The sequence below is a fragment of the Mesorhizobium sp. LMG17149 genome, from assembly GCF_024518695.1.
Taxonomy (GTDB): Bacteria; Pseudomonadota; Alphaproteobacteria; order Rhizobiales; family Rhizobiaceae; genus Mesorhizobium.
Window position 1 is genome coordinate 211,541 of record NZ_JANIFL010000012.1, and the last position, 17,228, is coordinate 228,768.

19 protein-coding genes are annotated in these 17,228 nt (G+C 62.7%); 8 read left to right on the plus strand and 11 right to left on the minus strand.

Annotated elements, in window-relative coordinates; translation table 11 throughout:
* Window positions 1-3 precede the first annotated feature (3 nt).
* On the plus strand, window positions 4-297 hold the full coding sequence (locus NP945_RS26285) for a type II toxin-antitoxin system RelE/ParE family toxin (RefSeq protein ID WP_256747969.1): 294 nt from the start codon (window positions 4-6) through the stop codon (window positions 295-297).
* A gap of 20 nt (window positions 298-317) precedes the next feature.
* On the opposite strand, the gene NP945_RS26290 is transcribed toward NP945_RS26285, so the two are convergent.
* Together NP945_RS26290 and NP945_RS26295 are read right to left on the minus strand one after the other, a co-directional pair.
* Window positions 318-617, minus strand: coding sequence for an AzlD family protein (locus tag NP945_RS26290; RefSeq protein ID WP_127326299.1), 300 nt, complete (start codon window positions 615-617; stop codon window positions 318-320).
* Window positions 614-1,348: an AzlC family ABC transporter permease gene (locus NP945_RS26295; protein ID WP_256747970.1), complete on the minus strand. Its 735-nt coding sequence runs from the start codon at window positions 1,346-1,348 to the stop codon at window positions 614-616. Before NP945_RS26295 ends, NP945_RS26290 begins: the two co-directional genes overlap by 4 nt.
* Before the next feature lie 170 nt (window positions 1,349-1,518).
* Here NP945_RS26295 and NP945_RS26300 point away from each other — a divergent pair, with 170 nt between their 5' ends.
* The 4 genes from NP945_RS26300 to NP945_RS26315 all read left to right on the plus strand — a co-directional run bounded on the left by NP945_RS26300 (window position 1,519) and on the right by NP945_RS26315 (window position 4,553).
* Complete coding sequence (locus NP945_RS26300; RefSeq protein WP_127268102.1) at window positions 1,519-1,977, plus strand: Lrp/AsnC family transcriptional regulator; 459 nt, start codon at window positions 1,519-1,521, stop codon at window positions 1,975-1,977.
* Window positions 1,978-2,103: 126 nt separating this feature from the next.
* A complete protein-coding gene (locus NP945_RS26305; protein WP_256747971.1) occupies window positions 2,104-3,306 on the plus strand; it encodes an MFS transporter in 1,203 nt (400 codons plus the stop codon).
* A gap of 297 nt (window positions 3,307-3,603) precedes the next feature.
* Window positions 3,604-3,867 carry a YMGG-like glycine zipper-containing protein gene (locus NP945_RS26310; protein WP_127268100.1) on the plus strand — a complete coding sequence of 88 codons (264 nt, stop codon included), beginning with the start codon at window positions 3,604-3,606 and terminating at the stop codon, window positions 3,865-3,867.
* A gap of 50 nt (window positions 3,868-3,917) precedes the next feature.
* Entirely contained in the window at window positions 3,918-4,553 is a 636-nt protein-coding gene (locus tag NP945_RS26315) for an outer-membrane lipoprotein carrier protein LolA (protein WP_256747972.1), read from the plus strand.
* 388 nt (window positions 4,554-4,941) lie between these two features.
* Here NP945_RS26315 and NP945_RS26320 read toward each other — a convergent pair whose 3' ends face one another.
* Together NP945_RS26320 and NP945_RS26325 are read right to left on the minus strand one after the other, a co-directional pair.
* Window positions 4,942-5,241, minus strand: coding sequence for an HlyU family transcriptional regulator (locus tag NP945_RS26320; RefSeq protein WP_127326294.1), 300 nt, complete (start codon window positions 5,239-5,241; stop codon window positions 4,942-4,944).
* Between the two features lie 112 nt (window positions 5,242-5,353).
* On the minus strand, window positions 5,354-6,043 hold the full coding sequence (locus tag NP945_RS26325; protein WP_256747973.1) for a PadR family transcriptional regulator: 690 nt from the start codon (window positions 6,041-6,043) through the stop codon (window positions 5,354-5,356).
* 268 nt (window positions 6,044-6,311) lie between these two features.
* On the opposite strand from NP945_RS26325, the gene NP945_RS26330 reads away from it, so the two are divergent.
* Window positions 6,312-6,569: a DUF2798 domain-containing protein gene (locus NP945_RS26330; RefSeq protein ID WP_256747974.1), complete on the plus strand. Its 258-nt coding sequence runs from the start codon at window positions 6,312-6,314 to the stop codon at window positions 6,567-6,569.
* Window positions 6,570-6,635: 66 nt separating this feature from the next.
* On the opposite strand, the gene NP945_RS26335 is transcribed toward NP945_RS26330, so the two are convergent.
* The 7 genes from NP945_RS26335 to NP945_RS26365 all read right to left on the minus strand — a co-directional run bounded on the left by NP945_RS26335 (window position 6,636) and on the right by NP945_RS26365 (window position 13,842).
* Window positions 6,636-7,004, minus strand: a complete 369-nt coding sequence (locus tag NP945_RS26335) for a thiol-disulfide oxidoreductase DCC family protein (RefSeq protein WP_256747975.1) — start codon at window positions 7,002-7,004, stop codon at window positions 6,636-6,638.
* Complete coding sequence (locus NP945_RS26340) at window positions 7,005-8,069, minus strand: DMT family transporter (protein ID WP_256747976.1); 1,065 nt, start codon at window positions 8,067-8,069, stop codon at window positions 7,005-7,007.
* Window positions 8,070-8,095: 26 nt separating this feature from the next.
* Window positions 8,096-8,365 (minus strand): DUF333 domain-containing protein, encoded by a 270-nt coding sequence (locus NP945_RS26345; RefSeq protein WP_127326289.1) that lies wholly within the window; start codon window positions 8,363-8,365, stop codon window positions 8,096-8,098.
* A 106-nt stretch (window positions 8,366-8,471) separates the two neighbouring features.
* Window positions 8,472-8,765 (minus strand): GYD domain-containing protein, encoded by a 294-nt coding sequence (locus tag NP945_RS26350; RefSeq protein WP_127396265.1) that lies wholly within the window; start codon window positions 8,763-8,765, stop codon window positions 8,472-8,474.
* A gap of 181 nt (window positions 8,766-8,946) precedes the next feature.
* The gene (gene rpoD, locus NP945_RS26355) at window positions 8,947-10,968 is read right to left on the minus strand and encodes an RNA polymerase sigma factor RpoD (protein WP_013530149.1); all 2,022 of its coding nucleotides are present in this window, start codon (window positions 10,966-10,968) and stop codon (window positions 8,947-8,949) included.
* Between the two features lie 422 nt (window positions 10,969-11,390).
* On the minus strand, window positions 11,391-13,325 hold the full coding sequence (gene dnaG / locus NP945_RS26360; protein WP_128288903.1) for a DNA primase: 1,935 nt from the start codon (window positions 13,323-13,325) through the stop codon (window positions 11,391-11,393).
* A 136-nt stretch (window positions 13,326-13,461) separates the two neighbouring features.
* Window positions 13,462-13,842, minus strand: coding sequence for an RcnB family protein (locus NP945_RS26365; RefSeq protein WP_256747977.1), 381 nt, complete (start codon window positions 13,840-13,842; stop codon window positions 13,462-13,464).
* A 388-nt stretch (window positions 13,843-14,230) separates the two neighbouring features.
* On the opposite strand from NP945_RS26365, the gene NP945_RS26370 reads away from it, so the two are divergent.
* Together NP945_RS26370 and NP945_RS26375 are read left to right on the plus strand one after the other, a co-directional pair.
* On the plus strand, window positions 14,231-15,895 hold the full coding sequence (locus NP945_RS26370; protein ID WP_127322913.1) for a Na/Pi cotransporter family protein: 1,665 nt from the start codon (window positions 14,231-14,233) through the stop codon (window positions 15,893-15,895).
* A 146-nt stretch (window positions 15,896-16,041) separates the two neighbouring features.
* Window positions 16,042-17,226, plus strand: a complete 1,185-nt coding sequence (locus NP945_RS26375; protein ID WP_256747978.1) for an MFS transporter — start codon at window positions 16,042-16,044, stop codon at window positions 17,224-17,226.
* Window positions 17,227-17,228: the final 2 nt, after the last annotated feature.

The following is a 17,228-nucleotide window of genomic DNA, read 5'->3' on the forward strand; positions in this document are numbered from 1 at the left end:
TCCATGAGCCGCAAGACAATCCGTTGGACCAAGCGGGCTTTGCGTCGGCTTGGCGAAATCGGCGCGCATATCGAGAAAGACAGTCCCGAAGCTGCCGCCCGTGTCATTGGGCGCCTCTTGTCCGCAGCGGAGTTGCTTACCGAACAGCCGGCTATGGGTCGCGTTGGACGCATCAAGGCGACGCGAGAACTCGTTTTGGCCGATATCCCATATATCGTCCCCTATCGCGTAAGCGAAGATGCCGTCGAAATACTTACCGTCATACATGCCGCCCAACAGTGGCCAAAGAGCCTCTGAGCCAACTGGCCGCTGCCTTTCTAGCCGATGAAATGCCTGAGCAACCCCGCCGAAGCGACTCCGATCAGCACAGTCGGCAGCATGGAAAGCCGCGTGGCGGCCACCAGCGTAACAGCCAGCGCCAGAATATCCGCCGGGGACTTCGACACGAAGGCCGGTGCGATGACCGCAATCAGCACGCAACCGGGCGCCGCTTCCATCACCGCCGTGGCACGCCCGCTGAGCGTACGGTTGCGCAGCACGACATAGCCGCCGATGCGCGTGAGATAAGTGACGCCGGCCATCAGCACGATGGTGAAAAAGGTCGTTGCATCGATCATGCATCACTCGCCATCAGCCAGGCCGCGACCAGACCCGACATGGCGCCCGCGGCGACATACCAGGCGCCGGGAACGAAGAGATAGAACAGTGCCGCCACGACCAGGCTGACCAGCCAGGGTCGCGCCGCCGCCATCCCCGTCCACATGCCGCGCATCAGCACCAGGAAGACAGCCGGGAACGCCATGTCGAAACCATAGGCCCCGACGTCGCCGAGCATCGGACCGAGCAAGGCACCCAGCGTGGTGAAGACCACCCAGGTGAGATACATCGCCAGCGCCGCGCCCATATAGTAGCGCGGGCTGAAGGCCGGCGTGACGCCGGCAGCGGTGCGCTGTCTGGCATCGGCCAGGCCCAGTGCCCAGCTTTCATCGCACATAAAGAAAAGCGCCGGAAACACCTTGCGCCGTGGCAGGTGGCGCAGGAACGGCGCCAGTGCCGCACCCATCAGCAGGTGACGGCTGTTGACCAGGAAGGTGATGGCGACGATGAGCACGATGTGCGGCGGCGACGTCCACAATTGGATCGCCGCGAATTCCGAACCGCCGGCGAAATTCAGCCCTGTCATCGCGGACAGTTCGACAGCGCTCAAGCCTTTCTGCGTGGCCTGGGCGCCGAGCACCAGCGCATAGGGTATGGTGCCGAACAGCACCGGCGCGCAGGACGCCACGCCACGGCGGAATTCGGATCGCGAACCATTGCCCGCCGCCTCGATTGCCTGTGAAATGCTCATGTGTCTCCACTGGCGCGCCTCGCGGCCGCCGCTGCCCTGCGTTTGAACTCTCATGATACTGGCGGCAAACATACCCACAATTCTCCGCAATATGGTTGCGAATATTGTTGTACTTCAACTAGGTTCGGCATTGAGTGCCATTAATTTCAAAATAGATGGAATCTAGAGCCATGAAGCTGGATGAGATCGACAAGCGGATCCTGCGGGCGCTGCAGCGCGACGGCCGCATGGCCAACAACGATCTGGCCAAAGAGGTCGGCCTGTCGCCCTCTCCTTGCCTGCGGCGCGTGAAGCTGCTGGAGGAAGCCGGCATCATCGATCGCTACGTCGCAGTGCTGAACCCCGGCAGCATCGGCAAGGGCCTCACCTTCTTCACCCGCATCTGGCTGAAAACGCAGGACGAGGACACGATCGAGCATTTCGCCACCGAAGTCGCCAAGCTGCCGCAGGTGATGGAGTGCTATTTGATGCTCGGCGATTGCGACGCCATGGTGCGCGTGGTGGCGGCCGGCATCGACGATTACCGCCGCTTCCAGTCGGAGCATCTGAGCCGCATCAAGGGCGTGCAGAACGTCAAGACCGACGTCCCCAGCCAGACGATCAAATACACGTCGGAACTGCCGATCTGAGCTGCCGAAAACGGCGTCACGTCAAACTGGATAAAAAATGCAACCGGATTGTAGGATCGAACCCGGTGCCGGCGTCCTTCGGGTGCAAGCAGCGCGCAGCGCTGCCTTTAGGCATGGGAGATTTGAATGAGCCTTTCCTATCGTTGGGTCATCGTCGCCGCTGGCGCGCTGATGTCCTGTGTCGCCATCGGGACGATGTTTTCGCTGGCGATATTCCTGGAGCCGATGGCGATCGACACCAACTGGTCGCGCGCCGGCATTTCCAGCGCCATGACGCTCAACTTCCTGGTGATGGGCCTTGGTGGCTTCGCCTGGGGCGCGATATCGGACCGTTTTGGCGCCCGCATCGTCGTGATGATCGGCGCGGTGCTGCTCGGGTTGGCGCTGGTGCTGGCCAGCCGCGCCGGTTCGCTGCTGAGCTTCCAGATCACCTATGGCGTCCTGGTCGGTCTCGCGGCAAGCGCCTTTTTTGCGCCGATGATCGCGCTGACCACAGGCTGGTTCGACACCAACCGCAGCCTTGCCGTCTCACTGGTCTCGGCCGGCATGGGCGTGGCGCCGATGACGATCTCGCCCTTCGCCCGCTGGTTGATCTCCGCCTATGACTGGCGCACCGCCATGTTCGACATCGGCATTACCGCCTGGGTGCTGCTGTTGCCGGCGGTGCTGCTGGTGCGCCAGCCGCCAAAGCCCGTCTTGGTCGACACCGGCTCCGCGCCGGTTGCCGAAGGTGCCGGCCTGACAGTCAGCCAGGCGCTGCGCTCGCCGCAATTCATCGTGCTCGGGCTGACCTTCTTTGCCTGCTGCGCGGCGCATTCCGGACCGATCTTCCATATGGTCAGCTATGCCATGCTGTGCGGCGTCGCCCCCATGGCAGCGGTCTCGATCTACAGTGTCGAAGGTCTGGCAGGCCTTGGCGGCCGGCTCTTCTACGGCGTGCTGGCCGACCGGCTGGGCGTCAAGCCGGTGCTGATCGCGGGCCTGGCGATCCAGGCGATCGTCATTGCCGCCTATCTGTCGATCAGCCAGCTTGAGCAGTTCTACATGCTGGCCGTTATCTTCGGTGCCACCTATGGCGGCGTCATGCCGCTCTATGCGGTGCTGGCGCGCGAATATTTCGGCCAGCGCATCCTCGGCACCGTGTTCGGCGCCGCCACCATGCTGTCCAGCCTCGGCATGGCATTGGGACCGCTTGCCGGCGGCATGGTGTTCGATGCCTACGCCAACTATTCCTGGCTGTTCATCGGCTCTGCTCTTATCGGGCTCGGCGCGGTCGGCATCGCCATCGCGTTCCCGCCACTGCCGCGCAGGGAACTGCAGCCGGCTTAGTTGGGGTCGACTTCCAAACCTTGCTGGCCAGGCGCGCAATCAGCCTGGCCCGTTCGGTTCGCCGCGGATCCTGTCCTCTGTTTCATCCGTTCCCCTTGTGCGAGTGCGGAAGTCCACGGCCAACGTTTGCACCAAGCGACGACTTCGCGCACCCATCCACACCAGTGAGGGTACCATTTGAGCCGAAGGCGCGCGGCTCCGCCACGGCCAGGCTTGAATGGCAGGCAACGGTCGATGGATCGAAAAGCTCTCTTAAGCATTTAAGCTTTAGCTAATAGTAGCCTCAGGAGAGAAACGATGAAAAAGACGCTGCTCATTTTGAGCCTGCTCATTCCGCTTTCGGCGTGCTCCCGTACCGAACAAGGCGCCGCCGTCGGCGGCTTGGGAGGCGCGGCCGTAGGCGCCGCGGTGGCCGGAGACCCTGTGGAAGGGGCGGTCGTTGGCGGTGCGGTGGGAGCGATAGCCGGGGCCGTCATCGGCCACGCCAGCGAAGCCGGCCAGTGCAGATATCGCGATCGGTACGGCCGGGTTTACGTCGCGCGGTGCCCGGACGGCTACTGATCTCAAGACGCGTGATCTCCTTCGATCACGCGACTGCCAGGAGTAGTCGAATGGCCTATCGGATCAAAAAGCTGCCGGGTTTCTTGTTTGCCGCTGTCGGCGCTGCCGCGGTGAATATCGCGTCCACGATTGCTATTTCGGCCGCGCCGGTCGATGCGAAGACGATTGCCGATCACTTCTCATCGGTGAAATCCATGTCAGGGGATTTCGTGCAGTCGGGCCCGAAGGCGGAAAGAAAACATGGCAGGTTTTTTCTCCAACGCCCGGGCAAGATCCGGTTCAATTATGCTGGCCAATCTGGGATCAGCGTGATTGCGGATGGTAAATCCCTGGTGGTTTACAACAGGAAACTGAAGACATCGCGGCTCTATGCTCTCTCGAAGACGCCGCTGAAGCTGCTGCTCGACAACAAGGTCGACTTCTCCGGCAGTCGCCTCAAGAGCATCAGAGACGACGGCGCCCAAGTTACCGTCAAGCTGGCCGACAGATCGGCTTTCGGCAATTCGAACATCTCCATGGTGTTCGACAGAAAATCGCTCGATCTGCGCAGATGGAGCCTCACCGACGAGAAGGGACTTACCACAACGGTGACTATATCAAATGTGAAGCAGGGCGTTCGCGTTCCCGAGGGCACCTTCGTTATCGATTATGCGGCGAACCGTGAATTCAACACCACAACGAAATAGCGGCGGCCGCAGAATGGTCACAGCACCGGAACCAATATGATCAGCGGCGGTTTAATCCGTGAAGGGACCGGAACCGCAAAGGACGCGGCACAATGATTGAAATTCACAGCATCGAAGCGGCCAACGCCAGACTGCGCATAAGGAGAGCTGAGCACTCTCTGAAGCGCGCGAATGACTTGCTCGACGAGGAAGGCGGCGTCGCTCTTAATCTGGCATTGTGCGGCCGGATAAGGGCCGCGAGAAGGCATCTGATCGAGGCCAGGACCCGCCTGATGACGATCGATCCCGCCAGGACGAGTTGATTCGCCGGCGGTCAGTCAACCCGGACCGAGAGGTCCATCGTGGTGCAAAGGCCCGCATGGTTAGGCAGTGCCCTGCTGGCGGTGATCTACCCAAAAATCCGGTCGCCCTGCTCGTCGACCAGTTGGATGCCCTTCTTGATCGAGATGTCGACGGCATCGTCGAGCCCGGCGAAACGGTCTGCGCGGATGAATTTGTGTTCCTTCACCACACCGTCGATCTCCTTGGAGACGACGCCGCACGTCTGGTACTGGCCATCCGCCTTGTAGGGCGTGGCGCTGATCAGGAAGCCCTTGTGCTCGACCTGCTTGGCTGGCGCTGCACTCGTCGGCTCAGCCGCCTGGGTCCCGCCGCCACCACCGCCGAAAAGACGCTTCAGAAAAGACATCGGGCTTCCTCCAACAGCATTCATCCCGCACCATGTAGAGTGACGCGGGATGAATTTCACTATCGGTCCTTGGCCCAGCGGGCAAGGGCTGCGTCCGGTCGGCTGGACGAGCTTACTTGCGCGACAGCGCTTCCAGCGCCTCGGCGGCGGCTTCGAGGATGGCGATCGCCTCGGCCTGCTTGTCGGCCGGGGCGTCGACGAAGTCACCCAGAGCCGCGCGCAGTCGGTGGCGGACTGCGCGGAATTCGTCGCGCGCTTCCGAACGATCCCCGCGGCTACCCCGGCCGCCACGACGCCCGCCCTCTTCACTCTCGTCGTTCCAGCCGAACCAGTCGCGCGCCTTGGCCATTTTGCGGCCGAAGCGCTCGAGATGGTCGAGCACGCCATCGATCATCTCCCGGTTGTCGGCGAGATGCGCCTGACCAGCTTCGGTGATCGAAAACACCTTCTTGTTGCCGTCGGCGGCGGAGGCGGCATAGCCGGCCTCTTCCAGGAAGGTCAGCGTCGGGTAGACCACGCCCGGGCTCGGGCTGTAGATGCCGCTGGTGCGCTCTTCCAGGGCCTTGATGATGTCGTAGCCGTGGCGCGGCGCCTCGGCCAGCAGCGACAGCGTGATCAGCTTGAGGTCGCCGTCGGCCAGCATGCGCCCGGCGCGGAACATGTCGCCCGGGCCGCCGCGCCCGCCACCGCGACCGCCCTGCCCGAACGGGCCAAAACCGCCGCCCCCTCTGCCACCAAATTTGCCGGCCATGTGCACGAACATGCGCTCGCCGAAATGACTGTTCCCAAAATGTTTGTGCATTGATTGCTCCTTGAGTTGTATCTTACGATATATCTTAATTAGGCAAACCAATCGATGGAGTCAAGATATATCTTACGATGTATCTGAATGAGGCGCCAGAGGCTTGCTTTCACCGGAACGTGCCGCTAGAAGGCCGGCGAGCGCCTCGGCTGCTCCGTAAGCGTCTGACGTCAAGCAACGCATCCAACCCGGTCTTCCGGGCAATTTTGCCGGCCACGGCGAATGGATGCCAATGCGACGGACCGGACACTTTCAGGGAACACCCGAAATGAATGCAAGATATCAGCGCAGGAAACTGCCTGCGCGCTATGCCGCTGTTCTCAGCCCGCTGGTGCTGTCGCTGTTGATGACCTTCATCGTCTCGTTGATCTCGACGTTGAAAAGCCTTGGCTTCCACCCCGAGCTGCCGTCCATCTGGCTGACCGCCTGGGGTCTGTCGTGGTTGGTGGCGTTTCCGACGCTGCTGCTGGTGCTGCCGATAGTGCGCCGCATCGTCGGCGCGCTGTGCAAGCCGGCCAGCCGATAGCGCGCACGAAAAAGGTCCGGAGATGTCCTCCGGACCTTTTGCCCTGCGGTCATCAATGACGAACCGCTACCAGCGACCCTTGCGGCGGTTCCAGGCATAGAGAAGATCGGCGAAGCGGTCGTAGGCAAAGCGTGTCACCGGCAAGGCAACCGGATTGCCGAACACCATCGCCAGCCAGCCTTCGCCCGGCGTGACCTTCCACACGGCGATGGCAACGTCGGCGCCGACCAGCAGCCTGCCCGCCGCATCGGTGGCGTGCAGCCGGCGGCGGATGTCCTCAAGCGACGCGCCATGTCCGGCAAGCGCTGCCGGTTCAAGATTGATGTCTCGGAACTCGATCCGCCCGGCCTTGACCTCCTCGATCAGCCGCCGCTTCTGCCTGCTGATACCGGCATCGCAGACCGGGCAGCGCGTGTTGTACCAGACGGTCAGCATCTATCCGTGGCCATGCCTGTGGTGCAGGTCGGGATAATGCGGATGCCGGTGGCGCATCGGGGCATGCCGGTGCCAGTGCGAATGCGGCTCGCTCACCGGCCCGTCATGATGGTGCTGGTGGTGCTCGTCATGCACATGGCTGTGCTCGTGTTCCAGTTCCTCATGGTCGTGCTCATGCTCATGGCGTTCCGACAGATGCAGCCATAGGCCAACGCCCATCAGAACTCCGGCGGCCGCAAGCTTGAGCGTGACGGCGTCACCCAGGATGGCGATTGCCAGCAACGCGCCGATGAAGGGAGCGAGCGAGTAATAGGCCCCTGTCCGGGCGGTGCCCAGATGACGCAGCGCCACGATGAACATCACCAGGCTGACCCCAATGCCGAAGAAACCGACTGCGGCGGTCGCTGCAATGACCGACGCCGGGGGAAACAAGGCCCCGCCGGCAAGCGCCAGCCCGACATTGACGACACCCGCCACCAGCCCTTTGAGCATGGCGATCACCACCGGGTCGGTGGCGGAGATCCTGCGCGTGAAATTGTTGTCGATCCCCCAGGCCAGACAGGCCCCCGCCACCATCAGGGCGCCACGGTTGAAGGCGACGCCCTCACCTTGCCACGACAGAAGAATGGCACCCGCCAGAATGGCGAAGGCGCCAAAAAGCAGGCGCCGGTCGACATTCTCGCGATAGACGAGCCAGGCGATCGCCATCGTCGCCAGCCCTTCCAGGTTGAGCAGCAGCGCCGAACTGGAAGCCGTGTTGAGGGTCAAGCCGAACATCAGCAGCACCGGCGCGATAACGCCGCCCATGCCGATCGCCAGCGCCAGCCAGGGAATATCCCCAGCGGTCAGTTGCGCCTCCCCGGCCGCGGCCTGCCTGCCCCGAAGCAGGCGGTACAGAGCGAGGCCAAGACCGGCACCGAGATAGAGCAGCCCGGCCAGCATGAAGGGATTGACGCCATTGAGCAGCAGCTTGCTGAGCGGTGGCGTCGCCCCGAACAGGACGGCCGAGCCAAGCGCGAGTGGCACGCCGGGCCACAGATGCGAATGGGAATGCGGTTCGGACATGATCTCACCCTATGATGGCAGGTGTGTCACTTGCGGCGCATGGCCACCTTCGGCCCGACGCACTTGTTGTCGCGAAACAGCGCCCACTCCTCGCAAAGGCGCCCATTGGGCAAGCCGCAGAATCCATATTCATTACCGGCCTTGTCCTTCCTGATCACCAGGCGCCCGCCGATATCGCCACAATGGACGGATGCCGGATTGGCCATGCCGACCGGTTTTTGCGCACTGGCGCCGGCGGAAAACGGCAGCGACGACAAAGCGGCAAAGCTGGCGACCAATATCGAAACCTTCTTCATCGCGATCTCCCCGGCCGCATTCTATCACGGCGAAGCGCCCCGTCTTGCGGCAAAGCGCCACCAGGCCGGCACTAACCAGCGACTTCGAGAAACCCTGCCGATTCCTTCACCCGAGCGAGGTGATGATCTCGCGGTAGGCCAATTCGGGGAAGGCCTTCAGCGTCCGCGTCCTGACATTGCCCGCTGCCGCCAGCATCAGCGAGAAGCGCGCCAGCACCGCGTCGTCGGGCGCTTCGACCACCGCCACCATATCGTATTCGCCCATGGTCAGGTAGAACGTCTTGAACGATCCGCCCATGTCTCCCAGTTGCCTCCTGGCGGCGTCGAGCCGCTTCGGTGACTCGCGTATGTTCCTGGCACCTTGCTCCGTCCAGTTCATCAGCACGATGTAGCTTGTCATGGCACACCTCCCTCCGGGGCCACGGAGCACGGCGGCTTCGCCGGGGCGGGCATCCGGGTTGTCGCCCAGAAAATGCATCCGACACGGAAATTATCCTCCCGAAGGGCCTCGCCCGCAAGAGTGCGTCCCACAACAAAAAAGGGCGCCATCGGCGCCCTTGAACTCTTTGCATCGGTAAGTCTCAGCTATCCAGGAAGCTGCGCAGCTTGCGCGACCTGCTCGGGTGCTTGAGCTTGCGCAGCGCCTTGGCTTCGATCTGGCGGATACGCTCGCGGGTGACCGAGAACTGCTGGCCGACTTCTTCCAGCGTGTGGTCGGTGTTCATGCCGATACCGAAGCGCATTCTGAGCACGCGCTCCTCGCGCGGCGTCAGCGAGGCCAGCACGCGCGTGGTGGTCTCGCGCAGATTGGCCTGGATCGCCGCGTCGATCGGCAGGATCGCCATCTTGTCCTCGATGAAATCGCCCAGATGCGAATCCTCCTCGTCGCCGACCGGCGTTTCGAGCGAGATCGGCTCTTTGGCGATCTTCAAGACCTTGCGCACCTTTTCGAGCGGCATGGCAAGCTTTTCGGCCAGTTCTTCCGGCGTCGGTTCGCGGCCGATCTCGTGCAGCATCTGGCGCGAGGTGCGCACGATCTTGTTGATCGTCTCGATCATATGCACCGGAATACGGATGGTGCGCGCCTGATCGGCGATCGAACGCGTGATCGCCTGCCGGATCCACCACGTCGCATAGGTCGAGAACTTGTAGCCGCGGCGGTATTCGAATTTGTCGACCGCCTTCATCAGGCCGATATTGCCTTCCTGGATCAGGTCGAGGAACTGCAGGCCGCGATTGGTGTACTTCTTGGCGATGGAGATGACGAGGCGCAGATTGGCCTCGACCATTTCCTTCTTGGCGATCGCCGCTTCGCGCTCGCCCTTCTGCACCTGATTGACGATCTTGCGGAATTCCAGGATCGAGATCGCCGTTTCGGTGGCGAGGTTCTGGATCTCGGCGCGCAGGTCCTTGATCGCATCCTTCTCGTTCTTGGTGAATTCCTTCCAGCCGCGCGAGGTCAGATTGCCGATCGAGCGCGTCCAGTTCGGGTCGAGCTCGGAACCCTGATATTCCTTCAGGAACTCTTCGCGGCGCACGCCGTAGCTTTCGGCCAGCCTGAGCAGCTTGCCTTCGTTCTGCACCAGGCGCTTGTTGATGTCGTAGAGCTGCTCGACCAGCGCCTCGATGCGCGCCGTGTTGAGCGACAGCGACTTCACCGCCTTGATCAGCTGGTCCTTGAGCTCCTTCAGCCGGCGGTCCTGGCTGGGCGACAGCGTGCCGGCGGCGGCCAGACGGTTCTCGACCTGCTGGTCCTGCAGCTTGCGCAGCTTTTTGTAGGTGTCGGCGATAACGTCGAGCGTCTCCATCACCTGCGGGCGGAGTTCCGCTTCCATCGCGGCCAGCGACAGGCTCGCTTCGTCCTCGTCTTCGTCGTCGTCATCCGTCAGCCCACGCGTATCGGCGCCGACATTGGTGATGTCGTCTTCGTCGTCGCGCGAACGGCGCGGCTTGTCCTCGACCTTGGCTTCCTCGACGCGCTCGACCACCGGCGCCTGCTTGGCCTCGGGGCCGGCATAGGTGGCTTCGAGATCGATGATCTCACGCAGCAGGATCTTGGATTCGTTGAGTTCGTCGCGCCAGATGATGATGGCCTGGAAGGTCAGCGGGCTTTCGCACAGACCCGCGATCATCGTCTCGCGGCCGGCCTCGATGCGCTTGGCGATGGCAATTTCGCCCTCGCGCGACAACAGCTCGACCGAGCCCATCTCGCGCAGATACATGCGCACCGGATCGTCGGTGCGATCGGTCGGTTCTTTCTTGGTGGTGGTGGCGGCGACCGCGGTGCCGGTCTGCTCAGCCAACTCGTTGGCGTCTTCCTCGGCATCGGCCGCGGTGTCGGCGGCCTCGGGCTCCTCGCCCTGCTCGTCGTCCTCGACCACGTTGATGCCCATGTCGGACAGCATCGCCATCGTGTCCTCGATCTGCTCGGAGGTCACTTCCTCTGAGGGCAGCACCGAATTCAGCTCGTCCATGGTGACATAGCCGCGCTTCTTGGCGGCCTTGATCATCTTCTTGACAGCATCATCGGAAAGGTCGAGCAGAGGGCCATCGGTGGCGCCTTCGCGTTCGGTTTCGACCTCTTCCTTTTCCTTTGTCGCCATAGTCTTTATCTTCTCCTAGCGGCCGAACTTCAAAGCCGCGTAAGCTGTCGGACCAGTCAAATCGGATGCGCTCGCTTATGAAACGCGCTTCACCGGGCCAGTAACTGCATCAACTCGTTTCGTTTGGTGTATGTCGTTGCCCAAATCGGTTTCCCCTTTTGGGCGACATGCATTAAGTCCAGATTAACCCTGATATCTGTGGCAGGCGGGCTGCCTGTCCAGTGACCAGTACCTCACATCGCTTATTTCCCGTCGACGCGGGTTCGGGTTAACGTTTCGAATCGTCCTGATTCCGCCAATCTGCCAGAAGGTCAAGCGCCTCTCGCATGATTCGCATGAAAAAAGCGAATCAATTACCCGACTTAGCCAGTTACGCGCCATTTGGACGCGCAACGACGCTTTCTCAATTCACTCGCTTCCAACTAAGCTCGCCCAGCCCTGCCCGAGGAGACGCCAAACCCTTCGATCAGCGCTTCCGTGGCCTGCACATCCTGGAATTGCGCCTGAATTTCGATCAGATGCCGGTAGTTTTCGTCTGTGGGATCGGTGGCGAGCGCCGCTTCCGCCTGTTTCAGTTCCTTATGTAAGGTGCGCGCGCTGCGCTGCAAGTGCAGCGCCTGGCTGAAAGCATCGCGGGCATCTTCAAGGGCGGCGGTCTCCAGCGCCGGCCATTGCCGCATCCGCCGGATCAGCCCGACGGCCCGCTCCCAGATCTCGGCGCAGCCGGCGCGTTCGATCATCGCAATCACCGCCTGCCGGTCATTGGCCATGTCATGCGCCATTGCATCGAGGATTGCCGCATGCAGCCGCCTCAGGTCGGAGTTGGCGAGATCGAGGAACTCGATATGGGCGAAATTCTCGTCGATCAGCGCCGGATGGTTGATCAACGCGACGATGATCGTCGCCTCGCGCACCGACATCCCCTCGCCGCCGCGTTTGACCAAAGCCGACTGGCCGAGGCTTTCGGTGATCGCAATGCGGCCGCCACCGCCTTTGGCGAACTGCCCGCCGGGCGCGGCCGTCTTGCCCTGGCCCTGTTTCCAGTCCTGCCGACCTTGACGCCCACTGCGCTGCGAGCCGAAGAAGCTCAGCACACGCTCCCGCATCTCCTGCTGGTAGTGGTAGCGCAGGCTTTCGTCGCGGATGCGGCTGGTCAGTTCGCGCAGCGTCTTCTCGAGTTCGGCCCGCCGCTCCGGCGTATCGAAGACGCCGCCCGCCGTCTCACGCATCCACAAAAGGTCGACCAGCGGCCGCGCCTCGGCCAGCACGCGACGAAACGCATCCGGTCCTTCGGCCTTGACCAGATCGTCGGGATCCTTGCCTTCCGGCAGCAGCGCGAAGCGCGCCGAACGGCCGGCCTGCACAGATGGCAGCGCCATATCGGCGGCCCGCCACGCTGCCTTAAGCCCGGCCTTGTCGCCGTCGAAGCACAGCATCGGCTCCGGCGCCATGCGCCAGAGCAGTTCGAGCTGGTTCTCGGTAAGCGCGGTGCCGAGCGGCGCCACGACATTCTCGAAGCCGGCCTGCGCCAGCGCGATCACGTCCATATAGCCTTCGACGGCGATGACCGTGCCGCCCTTGGCCAAGGCCTTGCGGGCGCGGGCGAAATTATAGAGTACGTTGCCCTTGTGGAAGAGCTCGGTGTCAGGCGAGTTCATGTATTTGGCCAGCGCGTCCGGCTGCAAAGCACGGCCGCCGAAGGCGATGATCTTGCCCCGGGAATCCGGAATCGGGAACATGATGCGGTCACGGAACCAGTCATAGGAAACCGGGATGTCGTCACCGTGGCGCACCAGTCCACAAGCCTCAATGTCGGCCTTGGGCACGCCCTTGGCGGCGAGATGCTCCTTCAGCGCATTGCGGCTGTCGGGCGCAAAACCGAGCCGGAACGATTGCTGCGTCGCCGGCGTCAGTCCACGGTCGCGCAGATAGGCACGCGCCTTGGCGCCTTCCGGCCCCTGCAGCCGTTCCTGGAAGAAGGTGGTGGCCATCTCCATGACGTCTGTCAGGCTGGCGCGTTCCTTTTCGCGCCGCTCCTCCTGCGCATCGCGAACCGGCATCGGCACACCGGCCATGTCGGCGATCTTTTCGACCGCTTCGGGAAAGCTCATCCCGTCGAGTTCGGTGAGGAACTTGAAATGATCGCCCGAAACCGAACAGCCGAAACAGTGGTAGCGGCCCTTTTTGTCCTCGCAGTGGAAGGACGGGCTCTTCTCGCCATGAAACGGGCAGCACGCCCAATAGTCGCCGCGCGGCGCGTTGGTTTTCTTCCTGTCCCACGCAACGCGCTGGCCGATCACCGATGAAATCGGCACGCGGTCGCGTATCTCGTCGAGGAAGGCGGGTGGAAAGCGCATCGGGGAACTCGTTTCCCGATTATATAATCATACCCGCGAAATCCGACGACCCTTAATGCGGGCCATACCCGGTTTCCACAGGCAAAAGAGGCGGCCGTTGCGGGCCGCCTCTTTCCAATATCCGCCTGGGGAGCGATCAGTGCGCGGCAAGCGCGCCGAAAATGACGCCGGAGAGCACACCGACCAACACATAGTCGTTGCCGACGCGGATCCATTCCTGGCCGCGGCCGGGACGATGCAGGCCGTAGCGGCCGTAGTCGCGGATCGGCTGGTGCTGTCTCCAGCCTGAATATTTGTGGCCGTTGCGCCAGTTGTTGCGCTTTACGATGACCTTCTTATGGATGACGCGCTTCTGGATGAAGCGCTTCTTGACATCCCTGTTGTTGGGCTTTTGCCAGTCGACCTGGCTGTAGTTCGACTGCGGAGCGTTCGGTGCGTTCAGCGGTGCGGCTTGGCCGGTGAGCGACGTAGCGGCCAGCATCGAGAAAGCGAGTGCGGAAAGGACAATGCGTTTCAAGAGAAGTCTCCTTGGTTGTCGATGCCAGAGGAATAGCGGGCCACCGATGAACCGAAACTGAACGCCTGCATTACAATTGCGTAATGAATTCCTTGATTTACCCGATAGAGCTGAACATAATCGCAAAGGTCAGGAGTCTGTCGCGCTGCTAACTCGGCCTATCCGTTGCTTCGCGCCCGCCCCGCAATGCAACCATTTGCGCGTCCGTCCATTTTCCGACACCGCCCGTCGCGCTGCAACGGCCCTTGAAATCGACAAGATTTTATTATCCGGCTAAAATATTCGAGCTATTATAAGCCACCGCCATGAACATGATTCGTACCCTCGTTTTCCCTTCTGATCGCCACGCCAAACAGGACGCGCATCCTGTTTGCATGCGGGGGACGAAATGAGCGGGTCCGTCGTCCTTCTGCATCTGGCCGGCGCCGTGGCGCTGATGCTGTTTGCCACCCGCATGGTGAAGACCGGCGTCGAACGCGCCTATGGCGACGTGCTGCGCCATCGCCTGCGCGCCACCATGCGCAATCCGATCATGGCGGTGCTGGCCGGCACCGGCCTTGCCATCGCCCTGCAAAGCTCCACCGCCGTCACGCTGCTGGTCGGCTCCTTCGCCGGCTCTGGCATCGTCTCGGGCGCCGCGGGCCAATTGGCAGTGCGCGGCGCCGAGATCGGCTCTGCGCTGGTGGTCAAGCTGCTGACCTTCGACCTCACCTTGCTGGTGCCGCTGTGCCTGATCACCGGCACGGTCATGTTCATGGCCACCGAGCGGCGCGACTGGCGCCAGACCGGCCGCATTCTGGTCGGCATCGGCCTTTTGATCCTGTCGCTGGAGATGATCGGACAGGCGTCTGAGCCGCTGCGCAACAGCCAGCTCATGCCGGTCATCATCAACTACTTCTCGACCGATTCCATCACCGCCTATCTGCTGGCGGCGCTGATCACCTGGCTGTTCCAGTCGAGCATCGCGGCGGTGCTGTTGATGGCGACGCTGGCGGGCCGCGGCCTGATCACGCCTGAACTCGGCGTTGTTCTTATCCTCGGCGTCAATCTCGGCTCCTCGATCATCGCGCCGATGCTGACCCGCTCGTCGAGCCCCGAGGTGCGCGTCGTGCCTATCGGCAACCTCCTGATGCGCGGGCTTGGTTCGCTTGTCATGCTGATCCTGGTCATGATCTTCAGGCCGCACTTCGCCTTTCTCGGTTCGACGGCGGCGGACCAGATCGTCAATGCCCACATCCTGTTCAATGTGCTGATCCTGCTCGCCGGCCTGCCGCTGGCAGGGTTTGTCTACCGCGCTTCGGAGAAGATCGTCGCACTTGGCACCAAGCCCGTGCCAGCCGCCTCGCTTGACGTCGTCGAGCTGTCCGCGCTCAACGAAAGCGCGCTCGACGTGCCGAGCCAGGCGCTTGCCAATGCCACCCGCGAGGTGGTGCGGGTCTGCGAGACGATCGAGATCATGCTCAAGCGCATCATCGAACTCTATGAAAGCGCCGACGCCGACAAGATTAAAGCGCTGGCCGCACTCGACGACCGCGTCGACCGCAAGCACGCTGCGATCAAGCTCTACCTCGCCAAGTTGACCAGGAACGCGCTGACCGAGGACGAGGCGCTGCGCTGCCAGGAGCTGATCGGCGCCTGCGTCAAGCTGGAGCAGGTCGGCGACATCATCGTGCGCAACATGCTGGTGCATGTGAAAAAGAAGTTCGAGCGCGGACTGGAATTCACCGACGAGGGTTGGGCCGAGCTGTGCGCCTTCCATAGCTCGGTGCTGGCCAATGCGCGGCTTGCCTTCAACGTTCTGGTGTCGCGCGATCCCGAGACCGCCCGCCAGTTGGTGCTGGAAAAAGACCGGCTTCGCGACCGCGAGAAAGAAACCAGCGCCAGCCATTTCGTGCGCCTGCGCGACGGCACTGCCAAGAGCGTCGAGACCAGCTCGATCCATCTCGACACCATCCGCGACCTGAAGCAGATCAATTCGCTGCTGGCCTCGATGGCCTATCCGGTGCTCGAAGAGCGCGGTCTGCTGACTGGATCCAGGTTGAAGGCGAGCTGAGAAACAGCCGATCTCCCCCTCGTGGGGAGATTGGCGCTTCATCGCCTCGCGCCCCCACTGAAGAAAACCTAAACCGGCGACAAAAATTTCTGGATTGCCCGCAAAGCCCATCCGTGGTTTGAGGCCATTCCAGCTAAGGCTTCCCCATGTCGCTTCCGCTCATCGCCCTGTTCATTGCCGCCTTTGCTTTCGGCACCACTGAATTCGTCATTGCCGGCGTGCTGCCGCAAGTGGCGGAGGGGCTCGGCGTCTCGGTTCCCTCGGCCGGCTATCTCGTCTCCGGCTATGCCTGCGGCATCGCCATCGGCGGTCCACTGCTGGCGCTCGCCACCAAGTCGCTGTCGCGCAAGAGCCTGCTGCTCGGCCTCGCCATCGCCTTCACCATAGGCCAGGCGGCTTGCGCGCTGGCGCCCGACTTCACCTCGATGCTACTGTTGCGCATTGCCGTGGCGGTCGCGCATGGCGCCTATTTCGGCGTCGCCATGGTCGTCGCCGTGGGTCTCGTGCGCGAGGACCAGCGCGGCATGGCTGTCGCCGTCATCCTGTCCGGCCTCACCGTCTCCAACGTCATCGGCGTGCCGGCCGGCACCGCGATCGGCAACATCTGGGGCTGGCGCGCCACCTTCTGGGTGATGTGCGCGCTCGGCGTGGCGGCAACGCTTGCCATGGCAGCCCTGTTGCCGCGCACCACCGGCTCATCGGCCAAGCCTGCCGGTTTCGCCCGCGAGGTCCGTGTGCTGGCCCGCCAGCAGGTCTGGACTTCGCTGATCCTGATGCTGATGCTGATGATCGGCCAGTTCGGCCTGTTCACCTACATCACCCCGACACTGCTGGAGGTCACCGGGCTCGACGAGAACCTGGTGCCGTGGGTGCTGCTGCTCAACGGCGTCGGCGCCACCCTGGGAGTCTTCCTCGGCGGCAAGCTCTCCGACTGGAAGCTGATGCCGTCATTGATCACCATGCTGGCCCTGCAGGCGGTGACGCTGGCCGTCATCTACGCCGTCAGCCCCTATCCCCTGCCGATGGTTGTGGCGATCGTCGTCTGGGGCGGTCTCAACTTCGCCATCGGCACGCCGATCCAGACCCGCATCCTGGCCTGGACGGCGGACGCCTCGAACCTCGCTTCGTCGCTCATTCCGTCCGGCTTCAATGTCGGCATCGCGCTGGCCGCGTCGTTGGGCGCCGCGATGCTGAACAGCGGCTATGGCTACCGCAGCCTGCCGCTGCTGGGCGCCATCGCCATGCTGGTCGCCGTCGCGGTGGCGCTGGCATCCTATGTCTGGGAAGGACGCAGCAACGCCACGCCGCCGCTGACGGCTCCGGCGGAATAGAC